The sequence below is a fragment of the Lacinutrix chionoecetis genome (assembly GCF_053604665.1).
The window spans coordinates 173,881-197,492 of sequence record NZ_JBSHNQ010000087.1; the positions used below are offsets into that span (position 1 = coordinate 173,881).

The following is a 23,612-nucleotide window of genomic DNA, read 5'->3' on the forward strand; positions in this document are numbered from 1 at the left end:
AAATTTTCTTAAATTTGCCCAAATATCACTTGTACTGGATTTGACAGCTATAATACTTTTCTTAGGCGCCTTTTTTTTAACCTACTTTACAATACCCAAAATAATAAGTGTTGTAAAGTATAAAGATTTGCTTGACGCCCCAAACAACAGAAGCTCGCATGTTAACACAACACCAACATTGGGAGGTATTGCGTTTTACTTTACGCTCATGTTTTCTATGTTTTTTTTAAAGGATTATGATAGTTATAAGATTGTTTATAATTTAATACCTGGTCTAACAGTTTTATTTATTTTTGGTTTAAAAGACGATTTAGTAGTATTATCTCCGTTATCTAAACTAATCGCACAGCTTGTTGCTGTTAGTTTTATTCTTGCCAATCAATCTTTTCTTATAAATTCCTTAAATGGATTTTTAGGATTCCACGAAATACCTTATTTGGTGTCGCTTTTTATTAGTGGTTTTTTAATGATTTTAATTGTAAACTCCTATAACATGATCGACGGTGTCGACGGTTTAGCTGCCGGAATCGGGATTGTAATAGCATCAGTCTATTTGGTTATTTTTTACTATTTAAAAATGGATTTTTATGTGTATTTGTCTATTATTACTATTGCAATACTCATCGCTTTTTTAAGATTCAACTTATCTAAAACACAAAAAATATTTATGGGAGACACAGGTTCATTACTTATTGGATTTGTTTTAGGTGTCTTTACTTTAAAACTGTTAAGCGTTAAAAACTTAATTGTGGCTTCAGACTTTCCATTGCTAATTGAAAACATACCGTTAGTAGCTTTAGCAATCTTGGTACTACCGTTGTTCGATACTACTCGTGTTTTCGTAATAAGACTTTTAAACAAAAAAAGCCCGTTTTCTGCCGATAGAAATCATTTGCACCATGTTTTACTTAATTTAGGGTTTAGCCATTTAAAAACGTCCATAATACTTACAATATCTAATTTGTTATTTGTAGTACTGTTTATTTATCTATCGAGTACTTCAAGACAATATTTTCTTATTTCCTTTATTGTAGTTTTTGCGTTTATTCTTTTGTTTATTTTATATAAACTAAATTTTAAATTTATGAAATTGGACAAGGAAAATTTAGATAAAGACACAGATAAAGACTAGATGAATGACACGCTCCAATAAAATAATAAAGCGAGCTATAGATATTATACTTTCAATTTTTTTATTAATCTCATTATCTTGGTTTATTATTTTATTAATCATACTGGCTTCTCTTAGCACCAGGTCTTTAGGCTTATTTTCTCAAAAAAGAATAGGTTATTTAGGAAAACCATTCATGCTCTATAAAATTAGAACCATGAAAAAAATACCCAATAAAACCTCCACCGTTACCACTTTAAACGACAGCAGAATAACACCATTAGGACGTGTATTAAGGCGTTACAAATTAGACGAGTTACCACAACTATATAACGTTTTAATGGCGCAAATGAGTTTTGTAGGACCAAGACCAGATGTAGAGGGTTTTGCCAACACATTAAAAAATGAAGACCGTATAATACTTAATGTAAAACCTGGTATTACTGGCCCAGCAACTTTATATTTTAAAAATGAAGAAACCCTTTTAGAAAAACAAACAGACCCTGAAGCCTACAGTAAAAATGTTCTTTGGCCAAAAAAGGTAGCTATAAATAAAGAATATATTAAAAACTATAGTATTTTTAAAGATATTAAATACATGTTTCAGACTTTATTTAGCGTATAATGAATTCAAAAATTTGGCTTTCTCCACCACACATAGGAAACAAAGAAATAGCATACGTTAATAAAGCATTCAAAAGTAACTGGATGACTACATCTGGCGAAAATGTCGACCATTTTGAAACATTAATTGAATCGTACTTAGAAGACAAAGTTTCGGTTACCGCTTTAAATTCTGGAACCTCAGCCATCCATTTAGCATTAATTAAATTAGGAGTAAAACCCAACGATGAGGTATTATGCCAAAGCCTAACCTTTTGTGGATCGGCTAACCCAATCGCCTATTTAGGAGCTAATCCCGTTTTTATTGATAGTGAAAAAGAGACACTAAATATGTGTCCTGAGTTTTTAGAAAAAGCAATTTTAGAGGGCATAAAAAAAAATAAAAAACCAAAAGCAATTATAGTAGTTCATTTATATGGTATGCCTGCAAAAATCGATGCCATTAAAAATCTTTCTTTACACTATAATATTCCTCTAATTGAAGATGCAGCAGAAGCTTTAGGCTCCACATATAAATCTGAAAAATGCGGTACTTTTGGTGATTATGCTATTTTCTCCTTCAACGGAAACAAAATTATTACCACAACCGGAGGAGGCGCTTTAATTAGTAAGTCACAAAAAGAAAAAGATGAAATTATTCATTTGGCATCTCAGGCAAAGGAAGATGCGCTACATTATCAACACACTAAAATAGGCTATAATTATAGAATGAGTAATGTTTTAGCAGGTATTGGTTGCGCACAAATTAAATTGTTAGAGACCAGATTAAAACAACTTAAAAAAAACTATAATTTCTACGATGCATTATTTGAAAAATCAAAGAACTTTACCTTATTTAAAGCTCCAGGAATAGATTTTTCATCCAACTATTGGCTTAACATTGTTTTTATAAATGAACAAGTGAACTTCACCGTTACCGATGTTATTGTGCATTTACAAACATTAAATATAGAAGCCAAACCACTTTGGAAACCCATGCACCTGCAACCAGTATTTAAAAACGCTAAATACTTTGGTGGCTCAGTTTCCGAAAATTTGTTTAACGCAGGATTGTGTTTGCCATCTGGGTCTAATTTATCCAAAGACGATAAAAACAGAATTTCATCTGCATTAAATGAGTTTATATAAGTCTAAAGTCTTACAGATGTTATTATTCCCTACACTTTATTTATATTTGCTCAATAAGATTTAATAATAAATGAAAATAGCAGTAATTGGTACGGGATACGTTGGCTTGGTTACAGGAACATGCCTTGCAGAAACAGGTAATGATGTACTTTGTATAGACATAGATGAAAATAAAGTAAAACAAATGCAAAAAGGCAAAGTGCCTATTTACGAACCGCATTTAGATGTTTTATTCGAACGAAATATTAAAGCAAACCGATTAAAATTTTCAACTAATTTAGCCGATGGTTTAGCACATGGAGACATTGTGTTTTTAGCCTTACCAACACCAGAAGACGAAGACGGTTCTGCCGATTTAAAGTATATTTTAGGTGTTGCAGACGATATTGGTAAGATTATAAAAGACTATAAAGTTATAGTAGATAAAAGTACAGTTCCCGTAGGCACATCAGACAAAGTAAAAGCAGCAATTGCAAAGCATGCAACAGTAGATTTCGATGTAGTCTCTAATCCAGAATTTTTGCGAGAAGGTTTCGCCGTAGACGATTTTTTAAAGCCAGAACGTATTGTTGTGGGAGCTAGTAGCGACAAAGCCATAAAGCTTATGGAGAAGCTTTATAAGCCTTATGTACGTTCAGGAAACCCAATAATTATAATGGATGAGAAGTCTGCAGAATTAACAAAATACGCTTCAAATTCATTCTTAGCAGCAAAAATTACGTTCATGAACGAGATTGCCAACTTTTGCGAAAAAGTTGGTGCAGATGTAGATAAAGTGAGAATAGGTATGGGAACAGATTCCCGAATAGGTAAACGTTTCCTTTTTCCTGGAATTGGTTATGGAGGCTCATGTTTTCCAAAAGATGTAAAAGCACTTCACAAATCTGGTAAAGACAATGATTACGACTTTCAAATTTTAGATGCAGTTATAAATGTAAATGCTAAACAAAAGCTCATATTAATACCTAAAATTAAAGCCCATTTCAATAATAATTTAAAAGGAAAAAATATTGCCATTTGGGGACTGGCATTTAAGCCCGAAACCGACGATATTCGAGAAGCACCATCGCTGTATATGATAGATAGTTTACTAGAGTCTGGTGCTAATATCAAGGCATTCGATCCAGAAGCCATGCCTAACGTAAAACGAAAATTAGGAGATAAAATTACATTTGCCAATAGCATGTACGATGCTTTAGATAATGCAGATGCATTATTAATTTGTACAGAGTGGAGCATTTTTAGAACACCAAATACCGAAAAAATGAAAGCTGCAATGAACAGCAATGTCATTTTCGATGGCCGCAACCTTTACGATGTTAAAGATGTTGAGAGCGAAGGGTTTAAATACATTTCAATAGGAAGATAATGGAATTAAAAAAAGTACTAATAACAGGAGCAGCTGGGTTTTTGGGGTCTCACCTATGCGATCGCCTTATAAAAGAAGGTTACCAGGTTATTGGTATGGATAATTTTATTACTGGCGATAAAAAAAACATTGAGCATCTTTACAGTAACCCCAATTTTCGTTTTATAAAACACGATGTCACACAATTTATAGATTTTGAAGGCAATTTAGATTACATCTTACATTTTGCATCTCCTGCAAGCCCAATAGATTATCTAAAAATTCCAATTCAAACACTAAAAGTTGGCTCTTTGGGTACACATAATTTGTTAGGTTTGGCTAAAGCCAAACAAGCAAGATTACTCATTGCATCAACATCCGAAGTATATGGAGATCCATTAGTACACCCACAAACCGAAGACTATTATGGCAATGTAAACACAATTGGTCCACGAGGCGTGTATGATGAAGCCAAACGTTTTCAAGAATCCATTACAATGGCTTACCATAGATTTCACGGGTTAGAAACACGAATCGTACGTATTTTTAATACGTATGGCCCAAGAATGAGGCTTAACGATGGTCGTGTAATTCCGGCTTTTATGGGACAAGCACTACGAGGAGAAGATTTAACCGTTTTTGGAGACGGTTCTCAAACGCGTTCTTTTTGCTATGTAGATGATCAGGTTGAAGGCATTTACAAGTTACTATTAAGCGATTACAGTTACCCTGTAAATATTGGTAATCCTCATGAAATTACGATAAAGGATTTTGCTGAAGAAATTATAAAACTTACAGGCACAACCCAAAAAGTTATATATAAAGATTTGCCAGTAGACGACCCAATGCAACGTCAACCAGATATTTCTTTGGCAAAGAAAATATTAAACTGGCAACCTAAAGTTGGGAGAGCAGAAGGAATGAAAATGACTTTTGATTATTTTAAAAATTTAAGTGAGGATGAACTTTACAAAAGTGAGCACAAAGATTTTTCAAGCTATAATAACAAATAGTCAATGGAATACACACGCGGAAGATATTCGTGGTTAATAAGGCCTTTGTTGGTGCTATTCGACTTGTTTATTATTAACATTCTGGCGTTTTATTCTTTCAATTTTAATCAGGAAAACCTATACTTCTTTTCATCAGCTTTCTTTAATAATAAGCATTTATTATTTATTGTTTATTCTATTATTGTGTGGATGTTTTCTACATCGTTTATTAGTTTTTACAGAGTATATCGGTATACTTCGGTATTAAATATTATTTCACTTTTAATTAAACAATTTCTAATTTTTGGCATATTAGTTTATGCGTTTATTGGTGTATTTAGAAGTATAAATATTCAGGCATTTATTACTTTTAAATATTTAATAGGCTCTTTTGCCATTATAGGATTTGTTAAATTATTAAGCTATTATTTACTTAAAACTTACCGTTTAAAACTAAAAGGCAACATTCGTCGTGTTGTTATTATAGGTGATACTGAAGGCGCCAAGGAACTTAAATTTATTTTTCAAAATAAAAAAGAATTAGGATATAGGCTCTTGGGTCGCTTTAGTGATAGCTTAGCAAAAGACATTACCGGAAATATAAAAGAAAGCTTTCAGTTTTTAGAAGATACTACTGGTATAGACGAAATATACTGCGCCATAGACGAGCTTTCTGAAAATGAAGTAAATAAGTTTGTAAAATACGCTAACATACACCATTGTAATATTAAATTTATTCCAGAAACAAAAAAACTATTTACAAAGCGTTTAAAAACAGATTTTTACAACTATTTACCCGTATTATCTATACAACAAGTAGCTTTAAACCACGATTTTAACAAACTAGTAAAAAGAACCTTCGATGTGCTGTTTTCATTAGTAGTGATTGTATTTATTTTGTCTTGGGTGTCTTTAATTTTATTTATTTTAATAAAATTAGAATCTAAAGGCCCATTGTTTTACACTCATAAGCGTAACGGTATAAACTATAAAGAATTTACGTGTTATAAATTCAGGTCGCTTAGAACAATAAAGGAGGAAAAAGGAACTTATGTTAAGCAAAATGATAACAGAGTAACTAAAATTGGTAAGTTTTTACGCAGAACTAGCATCGACGAGTTACCGCAATTTATAAATGTGCTTTTAGGCGATATGTCTGTTGTTGGACCGCGACCACACATGCTATCCTACACCGAAGATTATTCGAAAAAAATTGATAAATACAATTTTATTTTCCGCCATAATGCAAAACCAGGAATAACGGGTTTAGCACAAATTAAAGGCTATAGAGGAGAAATAAAAACAGACGAAGATATTATTAATCGTATTAAATACGATATTTTTTACATAGAGAACTGGTCTATATTATTAGATATTAAAATCATTATTCAAACGGTTTTAAATATATTTAGAGGACAAGAAAAAGCCTATTAATTGTGAGCGCACTCGTTTCTATCATTACACCACTATATAATTCCGAAGCGTTTATTAGCCAGACCATTCAGTCAGTATTAAATCAAACCTACCCTCATTGGGAATTGCTTTTAATAGACGATTGTTCAACAGACAATACACTTGCTGTTATAAACAATTATCTTACTAAATACAATAACATTAAGTTGCTTGAAAACTCAACAAACCAAGGTGCAGCCGTTTCAAGAAATAAGGGCATAATGGAGGCTAATGGCGATTTTATTGCATTTTTAGATGCAGACGATCTTTGGAAACCTGCTAAACTTGAAACTCAAATTACATTTATGCAAAAAGCAAACTGCGATGTTAGTTATAGCAGTTACGAACAAATAGACGAAAGCGGAAGGCCACGCCATAAATTAGTGCAAGCTTTACCCGTTTTAACCTATAAAAAATATCTTAAAAGTAATTATATAGGAAACCTAACAGGTATTTATAATGCTAAAACCTTAGGAAAGATAATGTCTCCAAACCTGCGTAAACGTCAAGATTGGTTACTATGGCTCAATGCTATAAAAACGTCAAAGAAACCTGCTCAAGGTATTCAAGAATCGTTAGCCTATTATCGGGTTCGAGAGAATTCAATGTCTTCGAATAAAGTAGAATTATTAAAACACAACTATTGGGTATATAAAAAAGGTTTAGGTTTTTCTACAGTTAAATCGCTGTATTTTATGCTTATTTTTTTATGGGAACATTTTGTGGTAAAAAGGAAACAAACAGTTACTCTACATAAGAAATAAACTGCTTCACTTTGCCGCTTGCTTTGCGTTGTAAACTTTCTTTTCTTTCAAAAGACACCGTTAATCCTGGTTCTAAATAGTCGTTAAGTGCTTTTTTTATGGTTGTTTTTTGTGTTTCAGAAAGAGGTTCTTCAGCAACATAACTCACCTTAAAAGTGTCGAGTTTAAACTGCTCTAACATAAACTCTTTAATTTTAGATGCATCTTCAATTACCGTTTTTGTGACATAGTACATAGTAAAACCTGCAGCAGTTTTTCCGCTTGGTAAATGCAAAGTATCATTAGTTCTGCCAGCTAAAGATTTTAGAATTGGTCTACTTAAAGTACTGTTTTTAGAAAGCGTTCCTATATCACCTAAATCGTAACGAATAAACGGATGCGCTTTGTTATAGAGCGATGTTATTACTATTCTACCTTGTTCTCCATAGGGTAAAATGTTACCGTTATCGTCTAAAATTTCAATGTATAAATCGTCACTATTAATCAGCCATTCATCGTTTAAATTTTGAAACGCAATTAAACCCAATTCGGCGCAACCATATTCGTTTATAACAGGCACTCCAAACTGTTTCTCAAGTAATTTTTTGTCATTTTCAAATAACGTTTCAGAGGTGGCAATACAAGCTTTAAGAGTTTTACATTTATCTTTTAACACCATGTTTTTTCGTTCTAAAAATTTTCCAAAAAGTGTTAATGCATTAGAATAACCGTAAAGGTATTCAAAATCAGAATGGCTCAATAACTCCACATTTTTAGCCAGTTGCTTATCACTCATATCAAAAACCGAAAACCGAAAACGCTTACTTAATTTATCTTTTAATCGTTCTTTGTAATAACTCACTTTATTTAGCGGAATCCCATAAAAGCGTGCCTGTTTCGAGTTGTTTAAATCTAATTTGTGCCACGAATAACGGTCCATAAAAATAGCCCATGATAACGCATGGCAAAATTGATCCTTTGCAAAGGTTAATGGGTATCCAGAAGACCCAGAAGTACTGTTAACCTGGCAATTTTTAGTGGAATACCCTTGAGATAATCTATTGTTTAATGGTTGTTGTAAATCGCGTTTAGACAACACAGGAATAGCGTTCCAATCTGTTACATCCACATTACCAATAAACGATTTATAAAAGGCATTATGCTGTAAATGGTGAGCTACAATAGCCTGCCTTTTGTTTAAAATATAGTCTGCTTTCTCTGTGGTGCTTAATAGTATAATTTTTTCTAAAGCAAGTTTAGCTTTTTTAATAGGAAAGCCTTTTAATTTTAAAGAAAGTTCAAATAGATTCAAAAGAAAATTATATAAATATGAATTTGTAAAGTAAATAATTATTTTTGCGCAAACAACTACAACAATGAACATTTTAATACTCGGTTCTGGAGGAAGAGAACATACCATCGCTTGGAAAATTGCACAAAGTAATAATTGCAGAAACCTTTATGTAGCACCAGGAAACTCTGGGACAGCTACTATCGCAACTAACGTTCCTGTGAGTGTAACCGACTTCAAAGCCATTAAAGAGGTTGTTTTAAGTAATAATATTACAATGGTTGTTGTAGGGCCAGAAGACCCTTTAGTGCAAGGCATTCACGATTTCTTTTTAAATGATGAAGCGTTAAAAAACGTAGCCGTTATTGGTCCGCAAAAAGCAGCCGCAGAACTAGAAGGCAGCAAGGAATTTGCAAAAGAATTTTTATTTAGACACCATATTCCAACAGCAGCCTATAAAAGTTTCAATGCAAATAACGTAGAAGAAGGCTATGCTTTTTTAGAAACATTAAACCCACCTTACGTACTTAAAGCAGATGGTTTGGCAGCAGGAAAAGGTGTAGTTATTTTAGGAGATTTAGAGGAGGCTAAAACAGAACTAAAAGCCATGCTTGTTGATGCCAAATTTGGAGAGGCGAGTACCAAAGTTGTTATTGAAGAGTTTTTAGACGGAATTGAACTAAGCTGTTTTGTGTTAACCGATGGTAAAAACTATAAAATTTTACCTACCGCAAAAGATTATAAACGTATTGGCGAAGGAGATACAGGTTTAAACACTGGTGGAATGGGAGCCATTTCTCCTGTTCCTTTTGCAGATAAAGTATTCTTATCCAAAATAGAAGAACGTATTGTTGTCCCTACTATTAACGGTTTAATAAAAGATAATTTACCATATAAAGGATTTGTATTTATTGGACTTATTAAAGTAGGAAACGATCCTTTTGTTATAGAATACAACGTGCGCTTAGGTGACCCAGAAACAGAAGTGGTTTTACCACGTTTAAAAAACGATTTAGTTGAGGTTTTTAAAGCGGTTGCTAATCAAACGTTAGATACAATCAACATCGAAATAGATGAACGTGCTGCAACAACAGTCATGTTAGTATCTGGAGGTTATCCTGAAGCTTACGAAAAAGGAAAAGAAATTACAGGGTTGGAAAAGATTGAAGATTCCATTGTTTTTCATGCTGGCGCACAAAAAACAGATGGTAAAATTATTACTTCTGGAGGACGTGTAATGGCCATTACAAGCTATGGGGAAACCTACAAAGAAGCCATAAAAAAATCTTACCGAAATATAGAAAAACTACATTTTGATAAGATGAATTATCGAAAAGATATTGGTTTCGATTTATAAATAAGAATGTGAAGAGATAGATTTATCTTCTTCGTTATTATCGTTAAATTTCTTTAGTTGTAACATCCAGTAAACCATCGCTACAGCGCCAACAATCATTAATATCCAGTTAAAAAAGTTAGCCAGAAACCAATTTTCAAGTTCTAAAGCTCTTAAAGCATCTAAAGGAGCAAAAGCAACGTTTACAAAGAAGTCCTGAATGGCGTAAAATAAGTCTTTCATAATAAATTTGTAGTATCTTTAAAGAGCAAAAATACAAAAACAGATAATGATAACAAGTATTTTTAGTAAATCTAAACCAATTAATTTTTTAATTGTTTTTGTGTTGTCCTTTCTGGCGTTACTAATTGCTATTTATAAGTTTGCTGAAATACCTTTATCTACGCTTTCAATTTTTAAATTTACAGCTATTTTTATATGCTGTTACGTGTCGGTTTTACTTGTCGATTTTATAGTTACTAAAAACTCCTTATCTCAAAAAGGAAACGCCGAAGTGCTTTTATTTAGCGCTTTTATACTGGCTGTGCCACAAATATTTTTAAATTGGGAAATAATTTTGTCTAATTTTTTTATACTATTAGCTTTAAGACGAATTATTAGCCTGCGAACACAAAAAGAACATGTTAAAAAACTTTTCGACGCTGGTTTTTTAATAGGCTTGGCAAGTGTTTTTTATTTTTGGGCCTTGCTCTTTTTTATTTTAGTCTTTTTTGCCCTGTTATTTTACGCCGAATCTCAAGTTAAAAACTGGATTATTCCGTTTTTAGGGCTGGCAGCCATAGCAGTCATTTCCATAGGTTTCTCAATTATATATAATGACGATTTTTTTACTACGCTAAATGTAAATCCACAAATGAGTTTAGATTTTAGTGCCTATAATTCTATTCAATTTATTGTGGTCATTACTATGTTATTATCTTTTGGGATATGGTCTTCGCTCTTTTATTTAAAGGATATTAGGAAGAAAATGAAAACCTTCAGGCCTTCTTACAAAGTAGTATTTATAGCTTGTGTAATAGCTTTGGTAATAGTGGTTATAGAGCCTAATAAAAATGGCAGTGAATTTTTGTTTTTATTTGCGCCATTAACCATTATAATTTCAAACTATGTAGAAACCATCGAAGAGCGGTGGTTTAAAGAGCTGTTTGTTTTATTAATTTTTATTATCCCAGTTGTCCTGCTACTGTTGTAATTTTTCACCAAAAGCCAGATCGCCAGCGTCACCTAAACCAGGTACTATATAGCCTTTATTATTTAGTTTTTTATCTACAGTAGCAATCCATAAATGGGTATTTTCGGGAAAATGTTTAGCCGCAAAATTAATGCCCTCTTCTGCACCAATAACAGCAGCCAAATGTATTTCTTTAGGCGTTCCAAAAGGTTTTAAAGCCTCGTAAGTGGCAACTAGCGACTGCCCAGTCGCAACCATTGGATCTGCAAGAATAAGCGTTTTACCCTCTAAATTTGGGCAAGCCAGATATTCTACAACAATTTCAAACGTTTCAGGATTTTTTAAATGATGTCTGTAGGCAGAAATAAAGGCATTATCTGCATCATCAAAATAATTTAATAACCCATTGTGCAAGGGCACTCCTGCTCTTAAAATGGAACATAAAACGATAGTGTTAGTATGAATTTGTACTTCAGCTTCAGCTAAAGGTGTATTTACTTTTTGTGATTTAAAGCTGAAAGATTTACTCATTTCAAACGCTAAAACCTCTCCAATACGTTCTATGTTGCGTCTAAAGCGCATTCGGTCTTTTTGAATATTAACATCCCGTAATTCTGAAATAAAAGTATTTAAAATAGAATTGTTTTGGGTTAAATTATGAATGTGCATGCGCTATAACTATTTTAGAGAATGGTAAAGTTAAATATTTATACGTAATTTTACAGACTTAAAAATTAAATGAATATGTTTTCAACAAAAGCCAATGCTATTTTTCAAGGTGTAATTGCCAAATATCACGAAATCAACACTGTAGATCAGACTTTTACAAATAAATATGATAAAACCGATTTACTGGAGCATTTGCTATACAGAAAATGTTGGATAGATACCGTACAATGGCATTACGAAGATATTATTCGCGATCCACAAATAGACCCTGTTGCTGCCTTAAAACTTAAGCGCCAAATCGATGCCTCGAACCAAGACAGAACAGACATGGTAGAGTATATTGATAGTTATTTTTTAGAGAAATATAAAGATGTTGAAGTTAAAGAAAATGCAACAATAAATACCGAAAGTCCAGCTTGGGGAATAGACAGGTTGTCCATATTAGCACTTAAAGTATACCATATGGAAGAAGAGGCCAATAGAACAAATGCCTCTGATGCGCACCGAGCTGCCTGCCAGAAAAAACTCGACATATTATTAGAGCAACGCGTGGATTTATCTACAGCAATAGACACGCTGTTACAGGATATTAGTAATGGCGATAAATACATGAAAGTGTATAAGCAAATGAAAATGTATAATGACGATGAGCTTAATCCTGTATTGAGAGGAGAAAAGTAAAACGTGTACGCGTAGTCTGTACGCAGTCGATAATTATTATTACAAACGACAATACATCGACAGCGCAGTATTCTACAGCCATTTATAATGCCAAAACCAAAACATATTTTAGTTATTAGACTCTCGGCAATGGGAGACGTAGCTATGTCTGTTCCTGTTTTGCGCGCTTTTACACAGCAATATCCTAATATTAAACTCACAGTTTTAACGCGGGAATTTTTCAAACCTTTTTTTAAAGATTTAAAAAATGTTACTGTTTTTTCGGCAGATTTAAAAGGCAAACACAAAGGTGTAATTGGTCTTTACAAACTCTCTAAAGAATTAAAAATTTTAGGCATTGATCAAGTTGCCGATTTACATAATGTGTTAAGAACAAACATTTTAAAGTTTTTTTTCTTCGGAAAAACTTTCAAGCAAATTAATAAGGGTAGAAGCGAAAAACAAGCCTTGATAGCAGGTGAAACATTCGAGCAATTAAAAACAACGCACGAACGCTATGCAGATGTTTTTAGAAGTTTAGGGTATACCTTAAATCTTTCTAACCCAAATTTTCCAGAACAATCTAAGCTGGAACAACGTACACAAGCACTTTTAGGAGAAGATAATAAGCGATGGATTGGTATTGCGCCTTTTGCACAATACCAATCTAAAATGTATCCTTTAGATTTAATGGAGCGTGTTATTGCTCAATTATCTAAAAACCATAAAATCTTATTATTTGGAGGTGGAAAAAAAGAGATAAAAATGCTTAATGAGTTTCAAAATAAATATGAGAATGTTATTAATCTTGCAGGAAAACTCACATTAGATCAAGAGCTTGACGTGATTTCAAATTTAGATGTTATGCTCTCCATGGACTCTGGTAACGCTCATATCGCAGCCTTCCTGGGAAGAAAAGTTGTAACCATATGGAGTGTTACGCACCCTTTTGCTGGTTTTGCACCTTTTCACCAACCCGAAGACTACAGCTTATTACCAAATAGAAGTCAGTTTCCATTAATTCCTACCTCTGTTTATGGTAATAAATATCCAGAACATTATAAAGAAGCGGCAAGAACTATTGCACCCGAAACGGTAATAAAAAAGATTGAAGCCCTGCTGTAAACTTTGTTCCTAAATAATACCTAAAATAGCAAAGCCTCACGATTAAGTGAGGCTTTTAGGTTGCATAACATTATAAAAATATAAACTGTTTTATCCCTTAAACTAATAAATTTAGCGTTAGAACCTGTAGACAAATCTATACAGTTAAACGTCATAAATATTTGAATATGTTATGTTTTTTTGTTAAATCGATAAAATGCTAAAAAAACAGCTAATGTGCTTCTTTTGTAAAACTATTGTTTTAAACATCGTCATAATCTACAACAATATTAGCACTTGTTGGTTGTGCTTGGCATGTTAAAACCAACCCTTCTGCGACCTCACTATCTGTTAAAATATTGTTTTGTCTCATGGCAGCAGTACCTTCTGTAACTCTTGCTATACAGCTACTGCAAATACCACCTTGACAAGAATAAGGAGCGTCCAAATCGTTATCTAATGCAGCTTCTAAAATGGTTTGAGATTGAGGCATTGTAAAGGTTTCTTCTTCATCGTCAACGATTACCTTTATTTTAGTTTCTCCAGTGTTTACTTCGCTTTCAATAGCCTGTTGTGCTTTTGCGACTTTAAAAAGTTCATAAAAAATGAGGTCTATGGCAATTCCATTTTCGGATAATACGTCTTTAACCGTATTAATCATTGCTTCTGGTCCGCAAAGATAAAAGGCATCAATGGTTTTGTGCTTATACCTGTTTTTTATAATAAGATTGACTGTACTTTTCTCAATACGTCCAAATAAAGCATCAGGCTCTTTAGCTTGACTAAACACAAACTGAATATCAAAACGCTCCTTGTAGTCATGGTGTAGTTTAAGCAATTGCTCTAAAAACATCGTGTCATCTGTAGATTTATTGCCGTAAACCAAAACAAATTTACTGTTGGGTTCTTCTTCTAAAACAGTTTTTGCAATACTTATAACAGGAGTAATACCACTTCCGGCTGCAAAAGCAACAATTGTTCTTGTTTCTAATGGGTTGGGTTTAAAAATAAAACGACCTTGAGGTTCGGCAACTTCTATTGTATCTCCCTTTTGTAGTGTACTATTAGCAAATTTTGAAAACGTTCCATGTTCCACTTTTTTTATAGCTACAGTTATGTCACCACTTTTTGGCGATGCACATAAGGAGTAATCTCGTCGTATTTCTTTACCGTTTATGGTGGTTTTTAAAGTAACGTACTGTCCAGCGGTAAAACTAAAATTAGATTTTAGGCTTTCAGGGATTAAAAAACTGATTGCTACAGCGTCTTCTGTTAAACGTTGAATATTTTTTATTGAGAGTTTATGAAAATGAGACATACTTTGTTTTTTAACAAAAATAGTGAACAAGAAATTAATTCTATTTTGATTGTAACAAAAACTATGTTAATATTACTAATACATTAAACCAAGACCACTAATTATGATTAAACGATTTATTGATCTCGAATGGAAACAGTTTCGTCGCGCTTCTTATTTCCAGAAAGGACTTGCTATAAAAATTTTAATGGCATTTTTAGTACTGTACTTTGGAGGGATTGCATTAATTTTTGGAGCAGGTGTGTTTTTTATCGCTCAAAAAGCAGTGCCAAATGTCGATCCTGTAGAAACGGTAAACAAGTTTCTAATTTTCTGGTTTCTATTCGATTTGCTGTTTCGCTATTTTATGCAACAACTACCAGTAATGAATGTAAAACCATTAATGGTTATACCTATAAAGCGCAGTACAGTAATTCACTATTTATTGGGTAAAACCAGTATTTCGTTTTTTAATATTTTACCTCTTTTTGTTTTTATCCCATTTAGTATTGTTATGTTATTTAAAGGCTATCCAGTACTTAACGTTTTGGGCTGGTTAGTAGCGGTTACAGCTATTACGCTCTGTTTAAATTTTACTAATTTTTTAGTAAATAAAAACAATATGGTATTCTATGTTTTACTTACCATTTTAGTAGTGTTTGTGGGATTAGAATATTATAACATTTTCAATGTTTCGCAACCAATTGGTGAAGCCTTCAACTTTTTATATAATAATCCATATGTAGCATTACTACCACTTGGTCTATTGGTTTTGCTGTATAAAGCGACATTTAATTTTATAAAAAGAGGGTTTTATTTAGATGATGCAGTCTCTAAAAAAGTAAAAGAAGTTAATACAACCGATTTATCCTGGATGAACCGTTTTGGAAGCGTAGCGCCATTTATTAAAAACGATGTGAAGCTAATATGGAGAAATGTAAGACCTAAACAAGTTATGATGATGTCTTTCATGTTTTTATTTTATGGATTATTTTTCTTTACGCAAGATACTTATAACCAAATGCCAGCAATTTTAGCATTTGCTGCAATGTTTATAACGGGAGGCTTTTTAATCTCTTTTGGGCAATTAGTTCCTTCTTGGGATAGCGAATACTATAAACTCTTAATGAGCCAAAATATTCCTTACAAACAATATTTAGAATCTAAGTGGTACTTGATGGTTTTTGCCGTGGTTCTTTCATTTATTTTAGCGACGCCTTACATATACTTTGGTTGGGATATTTATGCTATGATTGCTGCCGGAGCACTATTTAATGTGGGCTTAAATTCATTCATTACATTATTTGGAGGCGCCTTAAACAGAGTGCCAATAGAGCTTAATGTAAAAGCAAAAGCCTTTAGCAATACCAATGGCTTTAACCCAGTACAATTAATGATTGGGCTACCAAAAGTCTTCTTGCCAATGATTTTATTCTACATACCCTACAAGTTAATTAATTTCAATGCAGGACTTATTACAGTTGCCATGAGTGGTGTGTTAGGTATTGTCTTTAGAAAATATATTTTCAGTTTTATTGTTGGTATTTACCAAAAAGGAAAATATAAAACCATCGCAGCATTTTCAGAAAAAAAATAACCAAAAGAAAAATAAATTACAATCATGATAACAACATCTAACCTTACAAAAGCATACAACGGAGTAACGGTATTAAATATAGAAGATTTAGATATTCCAAAAGGCCAAAGCTTTGGTTTAGTTGGTAATAACGGAGCAGGAAAAACAACCTATTTTAGTTTGCTATTAGATTTAATTGAACCAACAACAGGACACATAAAAAATAATAATATACTGGTTAATGAAAGTGAAGATTGGAAACCATTTACTTCTGCATTTATAGACGAATCCTTTTTAATTGGTTATTTAACAGCCGAAGAATATTTCTATTTTATTGGAGAACTTCGCAATCAAAACAAAGTAGATGTCGATAACCTTTTATCGCAATTTGAAGATTTTTTCCATGACGAAATATTAAACAAGAAAAAATACTTAAGAGATTTTAGCAAAGGAAACCAAAAGAAAGCAGGTATTGTTGCGGCACTTATTGGTAATCCAGAAGTTATAATTCTCGATGAGCCTTTCGCTAATTTAGACCCAACAACTCAAATTCGTTTAAAAGGTATTATTAAAGATTTAGCCCAAACAAAAGGAGTGACAGTTTTAGTGTCAAGCCACGATTTAATGCACGTTACAGACGTTTGCGAGCGTATTGTGGTATTAGAAAAAGGAGAAGTTATAAAAGATTTAGCCACCAGTGCAGCTACTTTAAAAGAATTGGAGGCTCATTTTTCTGGTGAAGCTACAGTTTAGATATTCAACTTTAAACCCATTTTTTGGCATAAACTCAAAAAGATGCTTATTTTTACACGCTTATCTACTACTTAACAATATTCGTTTAACTTTATAGTTATGTATTAGACTAAAAATCATTACGTTGAAAATAGCTAAGAAATTCATACTACTTACAGCAGTTGCTGCATTAATCTTAACTGGGTGTTCCAGAAAAAACGACAGTTTTGTTAATAGAACTTGGCATGCTGTTGGTGCAGAATACAACACCTTATACAATGGTAATAATGCATTAGAGCAAGGCCGTACAACACTTAACGATGCTTACCGAGACAATTACTGGGATATTTTGCCAGTAGAGCGCATGCAAATTGAGGAAGAGATTACATTGCCAGGGCAATCTAAAAACGCAAGCTTTACCACTGCCGAAGAAAAAGCGGTAAAAGCCATCCAAAAACACAGTATGAATATTCAGGGCAAGGAATACAATCCGCAAATGGACGAAGCGTATTTGTTGTTAGGTAAAGCGCGTTATTTCGATCAGCGTTTTGTACCTGCTTTAGAGGCTTTTAACTATATTTTATATAAATATCCAGCCAGTAGTAATATTAACCAGGCAAAGGTTTGGAGAGAAAAAACAAACATGCGCTTAGAGAACGATGAGTTGGCTATAAAAAACTTAAAGCGACTAATTGAACAGGAAGAATTAGAAGGCCAAGACTTAGCAGATGCCACCTCTATTTTAGCTCAGGCATATATTAACACAAAATCTTTAGATAGCGCGCTAACGCAAATTGCTATAGCTGCAGAGGCTACCAAGAAACACAACGAAGAAGGCAGATACCATTTTATAGAAGGCCAGCTTTACAATGCCTTGCAGGATAAAGACAGCGCAAATATTGCGTTTAATAAAGTAATTGACTTAAACCGAAAAATCCCACGTAAATATTTAATTAGTGCACATATTGAAAAGGCTAAGAATTTCGATTACGAAAAGGGTAATAAATTAGAGTTTGTTAAACACTTAACTAAACTTGAAAAAGACAGAGAAAACAGACCTTTTTTAGACCAGATTTATCATCAGGTTGCCCAATATCATTTAAACCAGAAACAAGACTCTATCGCGATAGCTTACTTTAATAAATCTATTCGTACCAACTCACCAGATAAAATATTAATGGCGAGAAACTACGAGACACTTGGCGACATGAGTTTTGATGTTAACAACTATAAGGTAGCAGGAGCTTATTACGACAGCACGATGACTAAAATGGTTGAAAACAGCAAACCTTTTAGAGTTATAAAGCGTAAAAGAGAAAATTTAGACGACGTTATTTATTACGAAGGCGTAGCAGAAGTTAACGACAGTATTATCCGTTTGGTTAATATGGGTGAGTTTGACAGACAACGCTATTTCGAAGATTACGTTAACAAACTAAAATTAGAAAAAGAAGCAGAAGAAGAGCGTTTAGCAATAGAAGCTCAGAAAAAAGGTTTAGCGCAAAATAACGCAGGGCAAAATCAAGCTGCTAGTTTCAAACCGAAAGGAGGGCCTCCAGGCGCTTCATCATTTTATTTTTACAATGACCAAACAGTAGCTTACGGTAAAAATGAGTTTCAACGTATTTGGGGAGAACGCGAAAACAGAGATAATTGGAGATGGTCCGACGTGTCAAGAGCAGCGCAAATAATTACCAGTAATGACAATAACGATGGAGCAACTAACGATAATCAATTATTAGACGTAGATTATTATTTAACGCAGATACCTTCCGATGAAAAAGTTGTAGATAGCATTGTAAAAGAACGCAATTTTGCATACTACCAATTAGGATTAATCTATAAGGAAAAGTTTAAAGAATATGAATTGTCCAAGGCTAAGTTTACAGATTTATTAAACAACCAGCCAGAGGAGCGTTTAGTACTTCCTTCAAAATATAATCTTCTTAAAATGTATGAAACATTAGGAAGAACTGCCGAAATGGATATCCTTAAAAACGAAATCATTTCTAATTACCCAGACTCACGTTACGCTCAAATTTTAAACAATCCTGAAATAGCCTTAGCTAAAGACGATAGTAGTCCGGAAAGTATTTACGAAGACACCTACAAGCTTTTCGAAAAACAACAATTCGAGGAGGTAATTACAAAAAGTGTTAAGTACATTTCAACATTCGAAGGCGATGCCATTGTACCTAAATTCGAGTTGCTAAAAGCATTTTCAATTGGAAGATTACGCGGTTTCGAAGCCTATAAAAACGCTATTAACGATGTTGCTGTAAACTATGCTAATACGCAGGAAGGCGTACAGGCGCAAGCTATTTTAGATACGTCTATAAAAGCATTAGAAAATGCTACGTTTGAAGACGATATTAGCTCGACAAATAACAAGGTGGTTTATCAATTCTCAAGCACAGCTAATACCGAAATGGAGAACTTTAAGAAAACGCTTGATGAAACGATTAGTAAAGGAGGATACAATAATATGTACACTTCAATAGATGTTTACAGTAAAGACAAAACGTTTGTTGTAGTACATGGTTTACGAAGCATTGAAACAGCAAAAGGATTTACAGCATTGTTTCCTTCAGAATTAAAATATAAGATAGAGCGTCCGTTTTTCGGGATATCCTCATCAAATTACAGGGTGCTTCAAATACATAAAAAATTACAAGACTATACAACTAACCCATAAATTCGCACAACCTTTAAAAATTAACATTTATGTTTTCTGATAGTAAAAAAGGCAAACAACAAGAAATTAGCTCAATACAAAACTTAATTGCCAAAGGCACTAAAATTGTAGGCACATTCGAGAGCGAAGGCGATATAAGAATAGATGGCGTAATCGAAGGCGACGTTAAAACACCAGGCAGAGTGGTTGTTGGTAAGTCTGGAGAAATTAATGGCTCGTTGCAAAGCAGTAATGCACATTTTGAAGGCAAGTTTTCTGGAAAATTAAATTTAACCGAAACGCTAACCTTAAAATCTACCGCATTTATAGAAGGAGAGGTGGTAACCGGAAAATTAGCAGTAGAGCCAGGCGCCACGTTTAACGTATCTTGCGTTATGAAATCTACAGTAAAAGACTTAAAAGGTGACCAAAAAACCAAAAAAACAGCTTAGTCCTTATCTAAGGTTTACATCAGTTGCTTTTCAAATGGGAGGAGCCATTTGGTTAGGTAATATGCTTGGAGCATGGTTAGATAACAAATACCAAACCACCTATTGGGAAAATACCATTACTATGCTTGCCGTTTTTGCTGCCATGTATTTAGTAATTAGTCAGGTTTTAAAAATCTCGAAAGACAATGACTAAACAAATTAGTCTCTATTTTTTTTCTTTTTTAGCGTTGTTTGGGATTACATACTTTTCTCAACGGTATGTTATAGACCTTTTAAAAATTGAGTTATCATTTTCACTATTTCATATTTATATTTTTCATTTTTTTGCTTCACTTATAATATGTAGTGTTTTTTTGTTGTTATCTAAATCCGAAAAATGGATTTCTCAATTAGGTTTTTTATACCTCTTCGCACTTATAACAAAGATTTTGTTTTTTGCAGCGGCTTTTAAAGAGCATCTATTTAAAACAGAAAGCTTTACAAAAACAGAAAGTTTAAATTTACTAATTCCGCTCTTTCTTTTTTTAACACTCGAAGTGTATTTTATAGCCAAGATTTTAAATAAAAAATAGCTAAAAAACTTATTCACAAAAAATTAATTTTATTTTCAAATAATTACCTACCTTTGCACGGAATTTAAAAACGCAGTTTTTTTGATTTTTTTAACAATGAAGGTAGCTAAACAAACTTTTAAATTTTTTGTCATTATTTCTATGCTTTTTGCAAGCACACTTGCAATGGCAGAAAACCCTGCAAATAAAGGAGGTGACAATGGTGGTCAAGTGGATACAAAACAGGAGGTTGAAGATTATATTCTTCATCACATTCAAGATTCTCACGATTTTCATTTATTTTCTTATACAAACGATGCTGGCGAACGTAAACACGTTGGTTTTCCATTACCAGTAATTGTTTGGGGGAGCAATGGTTTAACAACTTTTATGTCGTCTGCATTTCATCATAATGACAATGGTAGCGTAATTGTTGAAAAAAACGGTTCTAAATTCGTAAAAATCCATTCTAAAATTTACGAGTTAGATGCTGGAGCCACAACTGTAAATTATGATGCAGAAAAACACGCCACTAATGCACACAGAGTTTTAGATTTTTCTATTACTAAAAGTGTAGTTGGTGTTTTAATTATTGGACTGTTAATGCTATTTTGGTTTTCTGGTTTAGCAAGACAATACAAGAAAAAGCAAATACCAACTGGTTTTGCACGCGTATTAGAACCTCTTGTATTATACGTTAGAGATGAAATTGCAAAACCAAATATTGGCGAAAAACATTACAGACGTTTTACAGGCTATTTATTAACAGTATTTTTCTTTATCTGGATTCTTAACATGTTAGGTTTAACACCATTTGGGTTTAATGTAACAGGACAGTTGGCAGTTACAGCATGTTTGGCAATATTTACATTAATTATTTACACTGCAAGTGGTAATAAAGATTACTGGATGCACATTTTATGGATGCCAGGCGTACCTATTTTAATCCGTCCGGTTTTGGCAATAATAGAATTAGCCGGTGCATTAATAATAAAACCATTTTCATTATTAGTACGTTTGTTTGCAAACATATCTGCAGGACATATTGTAGTAATGAGTTTAATAGCTATTATGTTCACTTTAAAAGAATCTTTAGGGGTTGCAGGTGCAACAGGACTGTCTTTAATATTATCATTTTTTATAACATTAATTGAGGTTTTAGTAGCTTTCTTACAAGCGTATATCTTTACAATGCTTTCAGCATTATTTATAGGTATGGCTGTAGCAGAGCACGACCATGATCATGAGCATGATGCACATGGCAACGAAATACCTGATGCGGAAGACGTAAGAGGCGATTTCATTTAATAAGAGTTTTTTTAATTTAACTATAAATATTTTTACTATGTACAATTTAATTGGAGCAGGTTTAATCGTAATCGGAGCAGGAATTGGTCTTGGTCAAATTGGTGGAAAAGCAATGGAAGGTATTGCACGTCAACCAGAAGCAACAGGAAAAATCCAAACAGCGATGATTATTATTGCAGCACTTTTAGAAGGTTTAGCATTCGGTGCTTTATTCTTAGGAAAATAAGCAGCAATCAAACTTTAGAACACAAATCTGCAACGGTTGGTTGCAGGTTGTGTTTTTAAATTAAAAAAAGAAAACAAAATAAACACTTTTAGAAATGGATAAATTACTAAATGATTTTTCACCAGGTTTATTCGTAGTTCAAACGATATTACTTTTACTATTAATATTCTTAATGGTGAAATTTGCATGGAAACCTATAATGAATTCTTTAAATGAAAGAGAAGAAGGCATTCAGGATGCATTAGACGCTGCTGAGAAAGCAAAGTTGGAAATGCAAAATCTTCAAGCAGATAACCAAAAGTTATTAAACGATGCACGTGCAGAGCGTGAGGCAATGCTTAAAGAAGCACGTGAGATGAAAAATGCTATGATTGATGATGCTAAGGCAGAAGCACAAACACAGGCAAACAGCATGATTGCTCAGGCACAGGCAGCTATAGAAAGCGAAAAGAAAGCAGCTATGGCAGAATTAAAAAGCCACGTTGCAGGATTATCTATTGATATTGCAGAGAAAGTAGTACGTCAAGAATTATCTAACAAAGACAAACAATTAGAATTAGTTGATTCTTTATTAGGAGAAGCAACACTTAACTAATAGTTATGGCAGGAGAAAGAGCAGCAATACGTTATTCTAAAGCGGTATTAAGATTGGCACAAGATCAAAATGCAGTAGACGCTGTAAATGAAGATATGAAGCTAATTGCAAATACGGTTGCACAAAGCAAAGAGTTGAGTGATGTACTTAATAGCCCTGTAGTTAGCGATTCAATTAAAAAATCTGCTTTACTGGAGATTTTTAAAGGCATAAATCCATTGTCTGAAAACGCTATAAAGACGTTAATTACCAATAAGAGAATTAACATACTACCAGAAGTAGCTAAGCAGTATTCATTATTATTCGATGATTTAAAAGGAACTCGAGTTGCAAAAGTAACAACAGCTTTACCTCTAACAGAAGAATTGAAAGCAAAAGTTTTAGCAAAGGCAAAGGCACTAACAGGTAAAGACGTCGAGGTAGAAAATATTATAGATGAAGCCATTATAGGTGGTTTTATTTTACGTGTGGGCGATTTACAATACGACGCAAGTATTGCAAATCAACTAAGCAAATTAAAAAGAGAATTTACATTAAATTAAATAATTCAG

At 33.1% G+C, this 23,612-nt stretch carries 25 protein-coding genes; 21 read left to right on the top strand and 4 right to left on the bottom strand.

The annotated features are described in order from the left end of the window. Positions 1-40 precede the first annotated feature (40 nt). The 7 genes from ACVC43_RS15650 (at position 41) to ACVC43_RS15680 (ending at position 7,419) form a co-directional block, all read left to right on the top strand. Complete coding sequence (locus tag ACVC43_RS15650; RefSeq protein ID WP_452225483.1) at positions 41-1,132, top strand: MraY family glycosyltransferase; 1,092 nt, start codon at positions 41-43, stop codon at positions 1,130-1,132. Between the two features lie 4 nt (positions 1,133-1,136). Next, a complete protein-coding gene (locus ACVC43_RS15655; protein ID WP_452225484.1) occupies positions 1,137-1,736 on the top strand; it encodes a sugar transferase in 600 nt (199 codons plus the stop codon). Then, positions 1,736-2,863, top strand: coding sequence for a DegT/DnrJ/EryC1/StrS family aminotransferase (locus ACVC43_RS15660; RefSeq protein WP_452225485.1), 1,128 nt, complete (start codon positions 1,736-1,738; stop codon positions 2,861-2,863). The genes ACVC43_RS15655 and ACVC43_RS15660 overlap by 1 nt, the downstream gene beginning before the upstream one ends. A gap of 70 nt (positions 2,864-2,933) precedes the next feature. After that, positions 2,934-4,232 (top strand): UDP-glucose dehydrogenase family protein, encoded by a 1,299-nt coding sequence (locus ACVC43_RS15665; protein WP_452225486.1) that lies wholly within the window; start codon positions 2,934-2,936, stop codon positions 4,230-4,232. After that, entirely contained in the window at positions 4,232-5,224 is a 993-nt protein-coding gene (locus ACVC43_RS15670; protein ID WP_452225487.1) for a UDP-glucuronic acid decarboxylase family protein, read from the top strand. Before ACVC43_RS15665 ends, ACVC43_RS15670 begins: the two co-directional genes overlap by 1 nt. Before the next feature lie 3 nt (positions 5,225-5,227). Next, positions 5,228-6,637 (top strand): exopolysaccharide biosynthesis polyprenyl glycosylphosphotransferase, encoded by a 1,410-nt coding sequence (locus ACVC43_RS15675; protein ID WP_452225488.1) that lies wholly within the window; start codon positions 5,228-5,230, stop codon positions 6,635-6,637. Between the two features lie 2 nt (positions 6,638-6,639). Next, on the top strand, positions 6,640-7,419 hold the full coding sequence (locus ACVC43_RS15680; protein WP_452225489.1) for a glycosyltransferase family 2 protein: 780 nt from the start codon (positions 6,640-6,642) through the stop codon (positions 7,417-7,419). On the opposite strand, the gene ACVC43_RS15685 is transcribed toward ACVC43_RS15680, so the two are convergent. Beyond that, positions 7,400-8,710, bottom strand: coding sequence for a phenylacetate--CoA ligase family protein (locus tag ACVC43_RS15685; protein WP_452225490.1), 1,311 nt, complete (start codon positions 8,708-8,710; stop codon positions 7,400-7,402). The genes ACVC43_RS15680 and ACVC43_RS15685 overlap by 20 nt on opposite strands. Positions 8,711-8,774: 64 nt before the next feature. On the opposite strand from ACVC43_RS15685, the gene purD reads away from it, so the two are divergent. Beyond that, entirely contained in the window at positions 8,775-10,046 is a 1,272-nt protein-coding gene (gene purD / locus ACVC43_RS15690) for a phosphoribosylamine--glycine ligase (protein WP_452225491.1), read from the top strand. On the opposite strand, the gene ACVC43_RS15695 is transcribed toward purD, so the two are convergent. Then, complete coding sequence (locus tag ACVC43_RS15695) at positions 10,041-10,268, bottom strand: DUF6341 family protein (protein ID WP_452225492.1); 228 nt, start codon at positions 10,266-10,268, stop codon at positions 10,041-10,043. The genes purD and ACVC43_RS15695 overlap by 6 nt on opposite strands. A 46-nt stretch (positions 10,269-10,314) precedes the next feature. On the opposite strand from ACVC43_RS15695, the gene ACVC43_RS15700 reads away from it, so the two are divergent. After that, positions 10,315-11,238 carry a DUF6427 family protein gene (locus ACVC43_RS15700; protein WP_452225493.1) on the top strand — a complete coding sequence of 308 codons (924 nt, stop codon included), beginning with the start codon at positions 10,315-10,317 and terminating at the stop codon, positions 11,236-11,238. Here ACVC43_RS15700 and upp read toward each other — a convergent pair. After that, the gene (gene upp, locus ACVC43_RS15705; RefSeq protein ID WP_452225494.1) at positions 11,227-11,886 is read right to left on the bottom strand and encodes a uracil phosphoribosyltransferase; all 660 of its coding nucleotides are present in this window, start codon (positions 11,884-11,886) and stop codon (positions 11,227-11,229) included. The genes ACVC43_RS15700 and upp overlap by 12 nt on opposite strands. 75 nt (positions 11,887-11,961) lie before the next feature. On the opposite strand from upp, the gene ACVC43_RS15710 reads away from it, so the two are divergent. After that, a complete protein-coding gene (locus ACVC43_RS15710; RefSeq protein WP_452225495.1) occupies positions 11,962-12,567 on the top strand; it encodes a DUF4254 domain-containing protein in 606 nt (201 codons plus the stop codon). A gap of 87 nt (positions 12,568-12,654) precedes the next feature. Further along, positions 12,655-13,671: a glycosyltransferase family 9 protein gene (locus tag ACVC43_RS15715; RefSeq protein WP_452225496.1), complete on the top strand. Its 1,017-nt coding sequence runs from the start codon at positions 12,655-12,657 to the stop codon at positions 13,669-13,671. Positions 13,672-13,912: 241 nt separating this feature from the next. Here the strand turns inward: ACVC43_RS15715 and ACVC43_RS15720 are convergent, their stop codons facing one another. After that, on the bottom strand, positions 13,913-14,968 hold the full coding sequence (locus tag ACVC43_RS15720; RefSeq protein ID WP_452225497.1) for a 2Fe-2S iron-sulfur cluster-binding protein: 1,056 nt from the start codon (positions 14,966-14,968) through the stop codon (positions 13,913-13,915). Between the two features lie 103 nt (positions 14,969-15,071). On the opposite strand from ACVC43_RS15720, the gene ACVC43_RS15725 reads away from it, so the two are divergent. From ACVC43_RS15725 to atpH, 10 genes are all read left to right on the top strand, one after another. Beyond that, the gene (locus ACVC43_RS15725; protein WP_452225498.1) at positions 15,072-16,544 is read left to right on the top strand and encodes a DUF5687 family protein; all 1,473 of its coding nucleotides are present in this window, start codon (positions 15,072-15,074) and stop codon (positions 16,542-16,544) included. Positions 16,545-16,568: 24 nt separating this feature from the next. Next, positions 16,569-17,276, top strand: coding sequence for an ABC transporter ATP-binding protein (locus tag ACVC43_RS15730; protein WP_452225499.1), 708 nt, complete (start codon positions 16,569-16,571; stop codon positions 17,274-17,276). Between the two features lie 124 nt (positions 17,277-17,400). Continuing rightward, the gene (gene porW / locus ACVC43_RS15735) at positions 17,401-19,950 is read left to right on the top strand and encodes a type IX secretion system periplasmic lipoprotein PorW/SprE (protein ID WP_452225500.1); all 2,550 of its coding nucleotides are present in this window, start codon (positions 17,401-17,403) and stop codon (positions 19,948-19,950) included. Between the two features lie 29 nt (positions 19,951-19,979). Next, positions 19,980-20,381, top strand: coding sequence for a bactofilin family protein (locus tag ACVC43_RS15740; RefSeq protein WP_452225501.1), 402 nt, complete (start codon positions 19,980-19,982; stop codon positions 20,379-20,381). Next, entirely contained in the window at positions 20,353-20,574 is a 222-nt protein-coding gene (locus ACVC43_RS15745) for an AtpZ/AtpI family protein (RefSeq protein ID WP_452225502.1), read from the top strand. Before ACVC43_RS15740 ends, ACVC43_RS15745 begins: the two co-directional genes overlap by 29 nt. Continuing rightward, a complete protein-coding gene (locus tag ACVC43_RS15750) occupies positions 20,567-20,953 on the top strand; it encodes a DUF6168 family protein (RefSeq protein WP_452225503.1) in 387 nt (128 codons plus the stop codon). The genes ACVC43_RS15745 and ACVC43_RS15750 overlap by 8 nt, the downstream gene beginning before the upstream one ends. 141 nt (positions 20,954-21,094) lie before the next feature. Further along, positions 21,095-22,240 carry a F0F1 ATP synthase subunit A gene (gene atpB / locus ACVC43_RS15755; RefSeq protein ID WP_452225689.1) on the top strand — a complete coding sequence of 382 codons (1,146 nt, stop codon included), beginning with the start codon at positions 21,095-21,097 and terminating at the stop codon, positions 22,238-22,240. Between the two features lie 37 nt (positions 22,241-22,277). Beyond that, positions 22,278-22,466: an ATP synthase F0 subunit C gene (atpE, locus tag ACVC43_RS15760; protein WP_013993139.1), complete on the top strand. Its 189-nt coding sequence runs from the start codon at positions 22,278-22,280 to the stop codon at positions 22,464-22,466. 94 nt (positions 22,467-22,560) lie between these two features. After that, positions 22,561-23,061 (top strand): F0F1 ATP synthase subunit B, encoded by a 501-nt coding sequence (locus ACVC43_RS15765; protein WP_452225504.1) that lies wholly within the window; start codon positions 22,561-22,563, stop codon positions 23,059-23,061. 5 nt (positions 23,062-23,066) lie between these two features. Continuing rightward, the gene (atpH, locus tag ACVC43_RS15770; RefSeq protein WP_452225505.1) at positions 23,067-23,603 is read left to right on the top strand and encodes an ATP synthase F1 subunit delta; all 537 of its coding nucleotides are present in this window, start codon (positions 23,067-23,069) and stop codon (positions 23,601-23,603) included. Positions 23,604-23,612 lie beyond the last annotated feature (9 nt).

What these genes read in the sequence shown, in the direction of transcription:
- ACVC43_RS15660 (WP_452225485.1), top strand. Translation starts at nt 1,736, where the DNA reads ATGAATTCAAAAATTTGGCTTTCTCCACCACACATAGGAAACAAAGAA.
- ACVC43_RS15710 (WP_452225495.1), top strand. Translation starts at nt 11,962, where the DNA reads ATGTTTTCAACAAAAGCCAATGCTATTTTTCAAGGTGTAATTGCCAAA.
- ACVC43_RS15725 (WP_452225498.1), top strand. Translation starts at nt 15,072, where the DNA reads ATGATTAAACGATTTATTGATCTCGAATGGAAACAGTTTCGTCGCGCT.
- atpH (WP_452225505.1), top strand. Translation starts at nt 23,067, where the DNA reads ATGGCAGGAGAAAGAGCAGCAATACGTTATTCTAAAGCGGTATTAAGA.
- ACVC43_RS15715 (WP_452225496.1), top strand. Translation starts at nt 12,655, where the DNA reads ATGCCAAAACCAAAACATATTTTAGTTATTAGACTCTCGGCAATGGGA.
- ACVC43_RS15740 (WP_452225501.1), top strand. Translation starts at nt 19,980, where the DNA reads ATGTTTTCTGATAGTAAAAAAGGCAAACAACAAGAAATTAGCTCAATA.
- ACVC43_RS15675 (WP_452225488.1), top strand. Translation starts at nt 5,228, where the DNA reads ATGGAATACACACGCGGAAGATATTCGTGGTTAATAAGGCCTTTGTTG.
- upp (WP_452225494.1), bottom strand. Translation starts at nt 11,886, where the DNA reads ATGCACATTCATAATTTAACCCAAAACAATTCTATTTTAAATACTTTT.
- ACVC43_RS15695 (WP_452225492.1), bottom strand. Translation starts at nt 10,268, where the DNA reads ATGAAAGACTTATTTTACGCCATTCAGGACTTCTTTGTAAACGTTGCT.
- ACVC43_RS15700 (WP_452225493.1), top strand. Translation starts at nt 10,315, where the DNA reads ATGATAACAAGTATTTTTAGTAAATCTAAACCAATTAATTTTTTAATT.
- ACVC43_RS15720 (WP_452225497.1), bottom strand. Translation starts at nt 14,968, where the DNA reads ATGTCTCATTTTCATAAACTCTCAATAAAAAATATTCAACGTTTAACA.
- ACVC43_RS15730 (WP_452225499.1), top strand. Translation starts at nt 16,569, where the DNA reads ATGATAACAACATCTAACCTTACAAAAGCATACAACGGAGTAACGGTA.
- ACVC43_RS15655 (WP_452225484.1), top strand. Translation starts at nt 1,137, where the DNA reads ATGACACGCTCCAATAAAATAATAAAGCGAGCTATAGATATTATACTT.
- ACVC43_RS15670 (WP_452225487.1), top strand. Translation starts at nt 4,232, where the DNA reads ATGGAATTAAAAAAAGTACTAATAACAGGAGCAGCTGGGTTTTTGGGG.
- ACVC43_RS15750 (WP_452225503.1), top strand. Translation starts at nt 20,567, where the DNA reads ATGACTAAACAAATTAGTCTCTATTTTTTTTCTTTTTTAGCGTTGTTT.
- atpB (WP_452225689.1), top strand. Translation starts at nt 21,095, where the DNA reads ATGCTTTTTGCAAGCACACTTGCAATGGCAGAAAACCCTGCAAATAAA.
- purD (WP_452225491.1), top strand. Translation starts at nt 8,775, where the DNA reads ATGAACATTTTAATACTCGGTTCTGGAGGAAGAGAACATACCATCGCT.
- ACVC43_RS15665 (WP_452225486.1), top strand. Translation starts at nt 2,934, where the DNA reads ATGAAAATAGCAGTAATTGGTACGGGATACGTTGGCTTGGTTACAGGA.
- ACVC43_RS15765 (WP_452225504.1), top strand. Translation starts at nt 22,561, where the DNA reads ATGGATAAATTACTAAATGATTTTTCACCAGGTTTATTCGTAGTTCAA.
- atpE (WP_013993139.1), top strand. Translation starts at nt 22,278, where the DNA reads ATGTACAATTTAATTGGAGCAGGTTTAATCGTAATCGGAGCAGGAATT.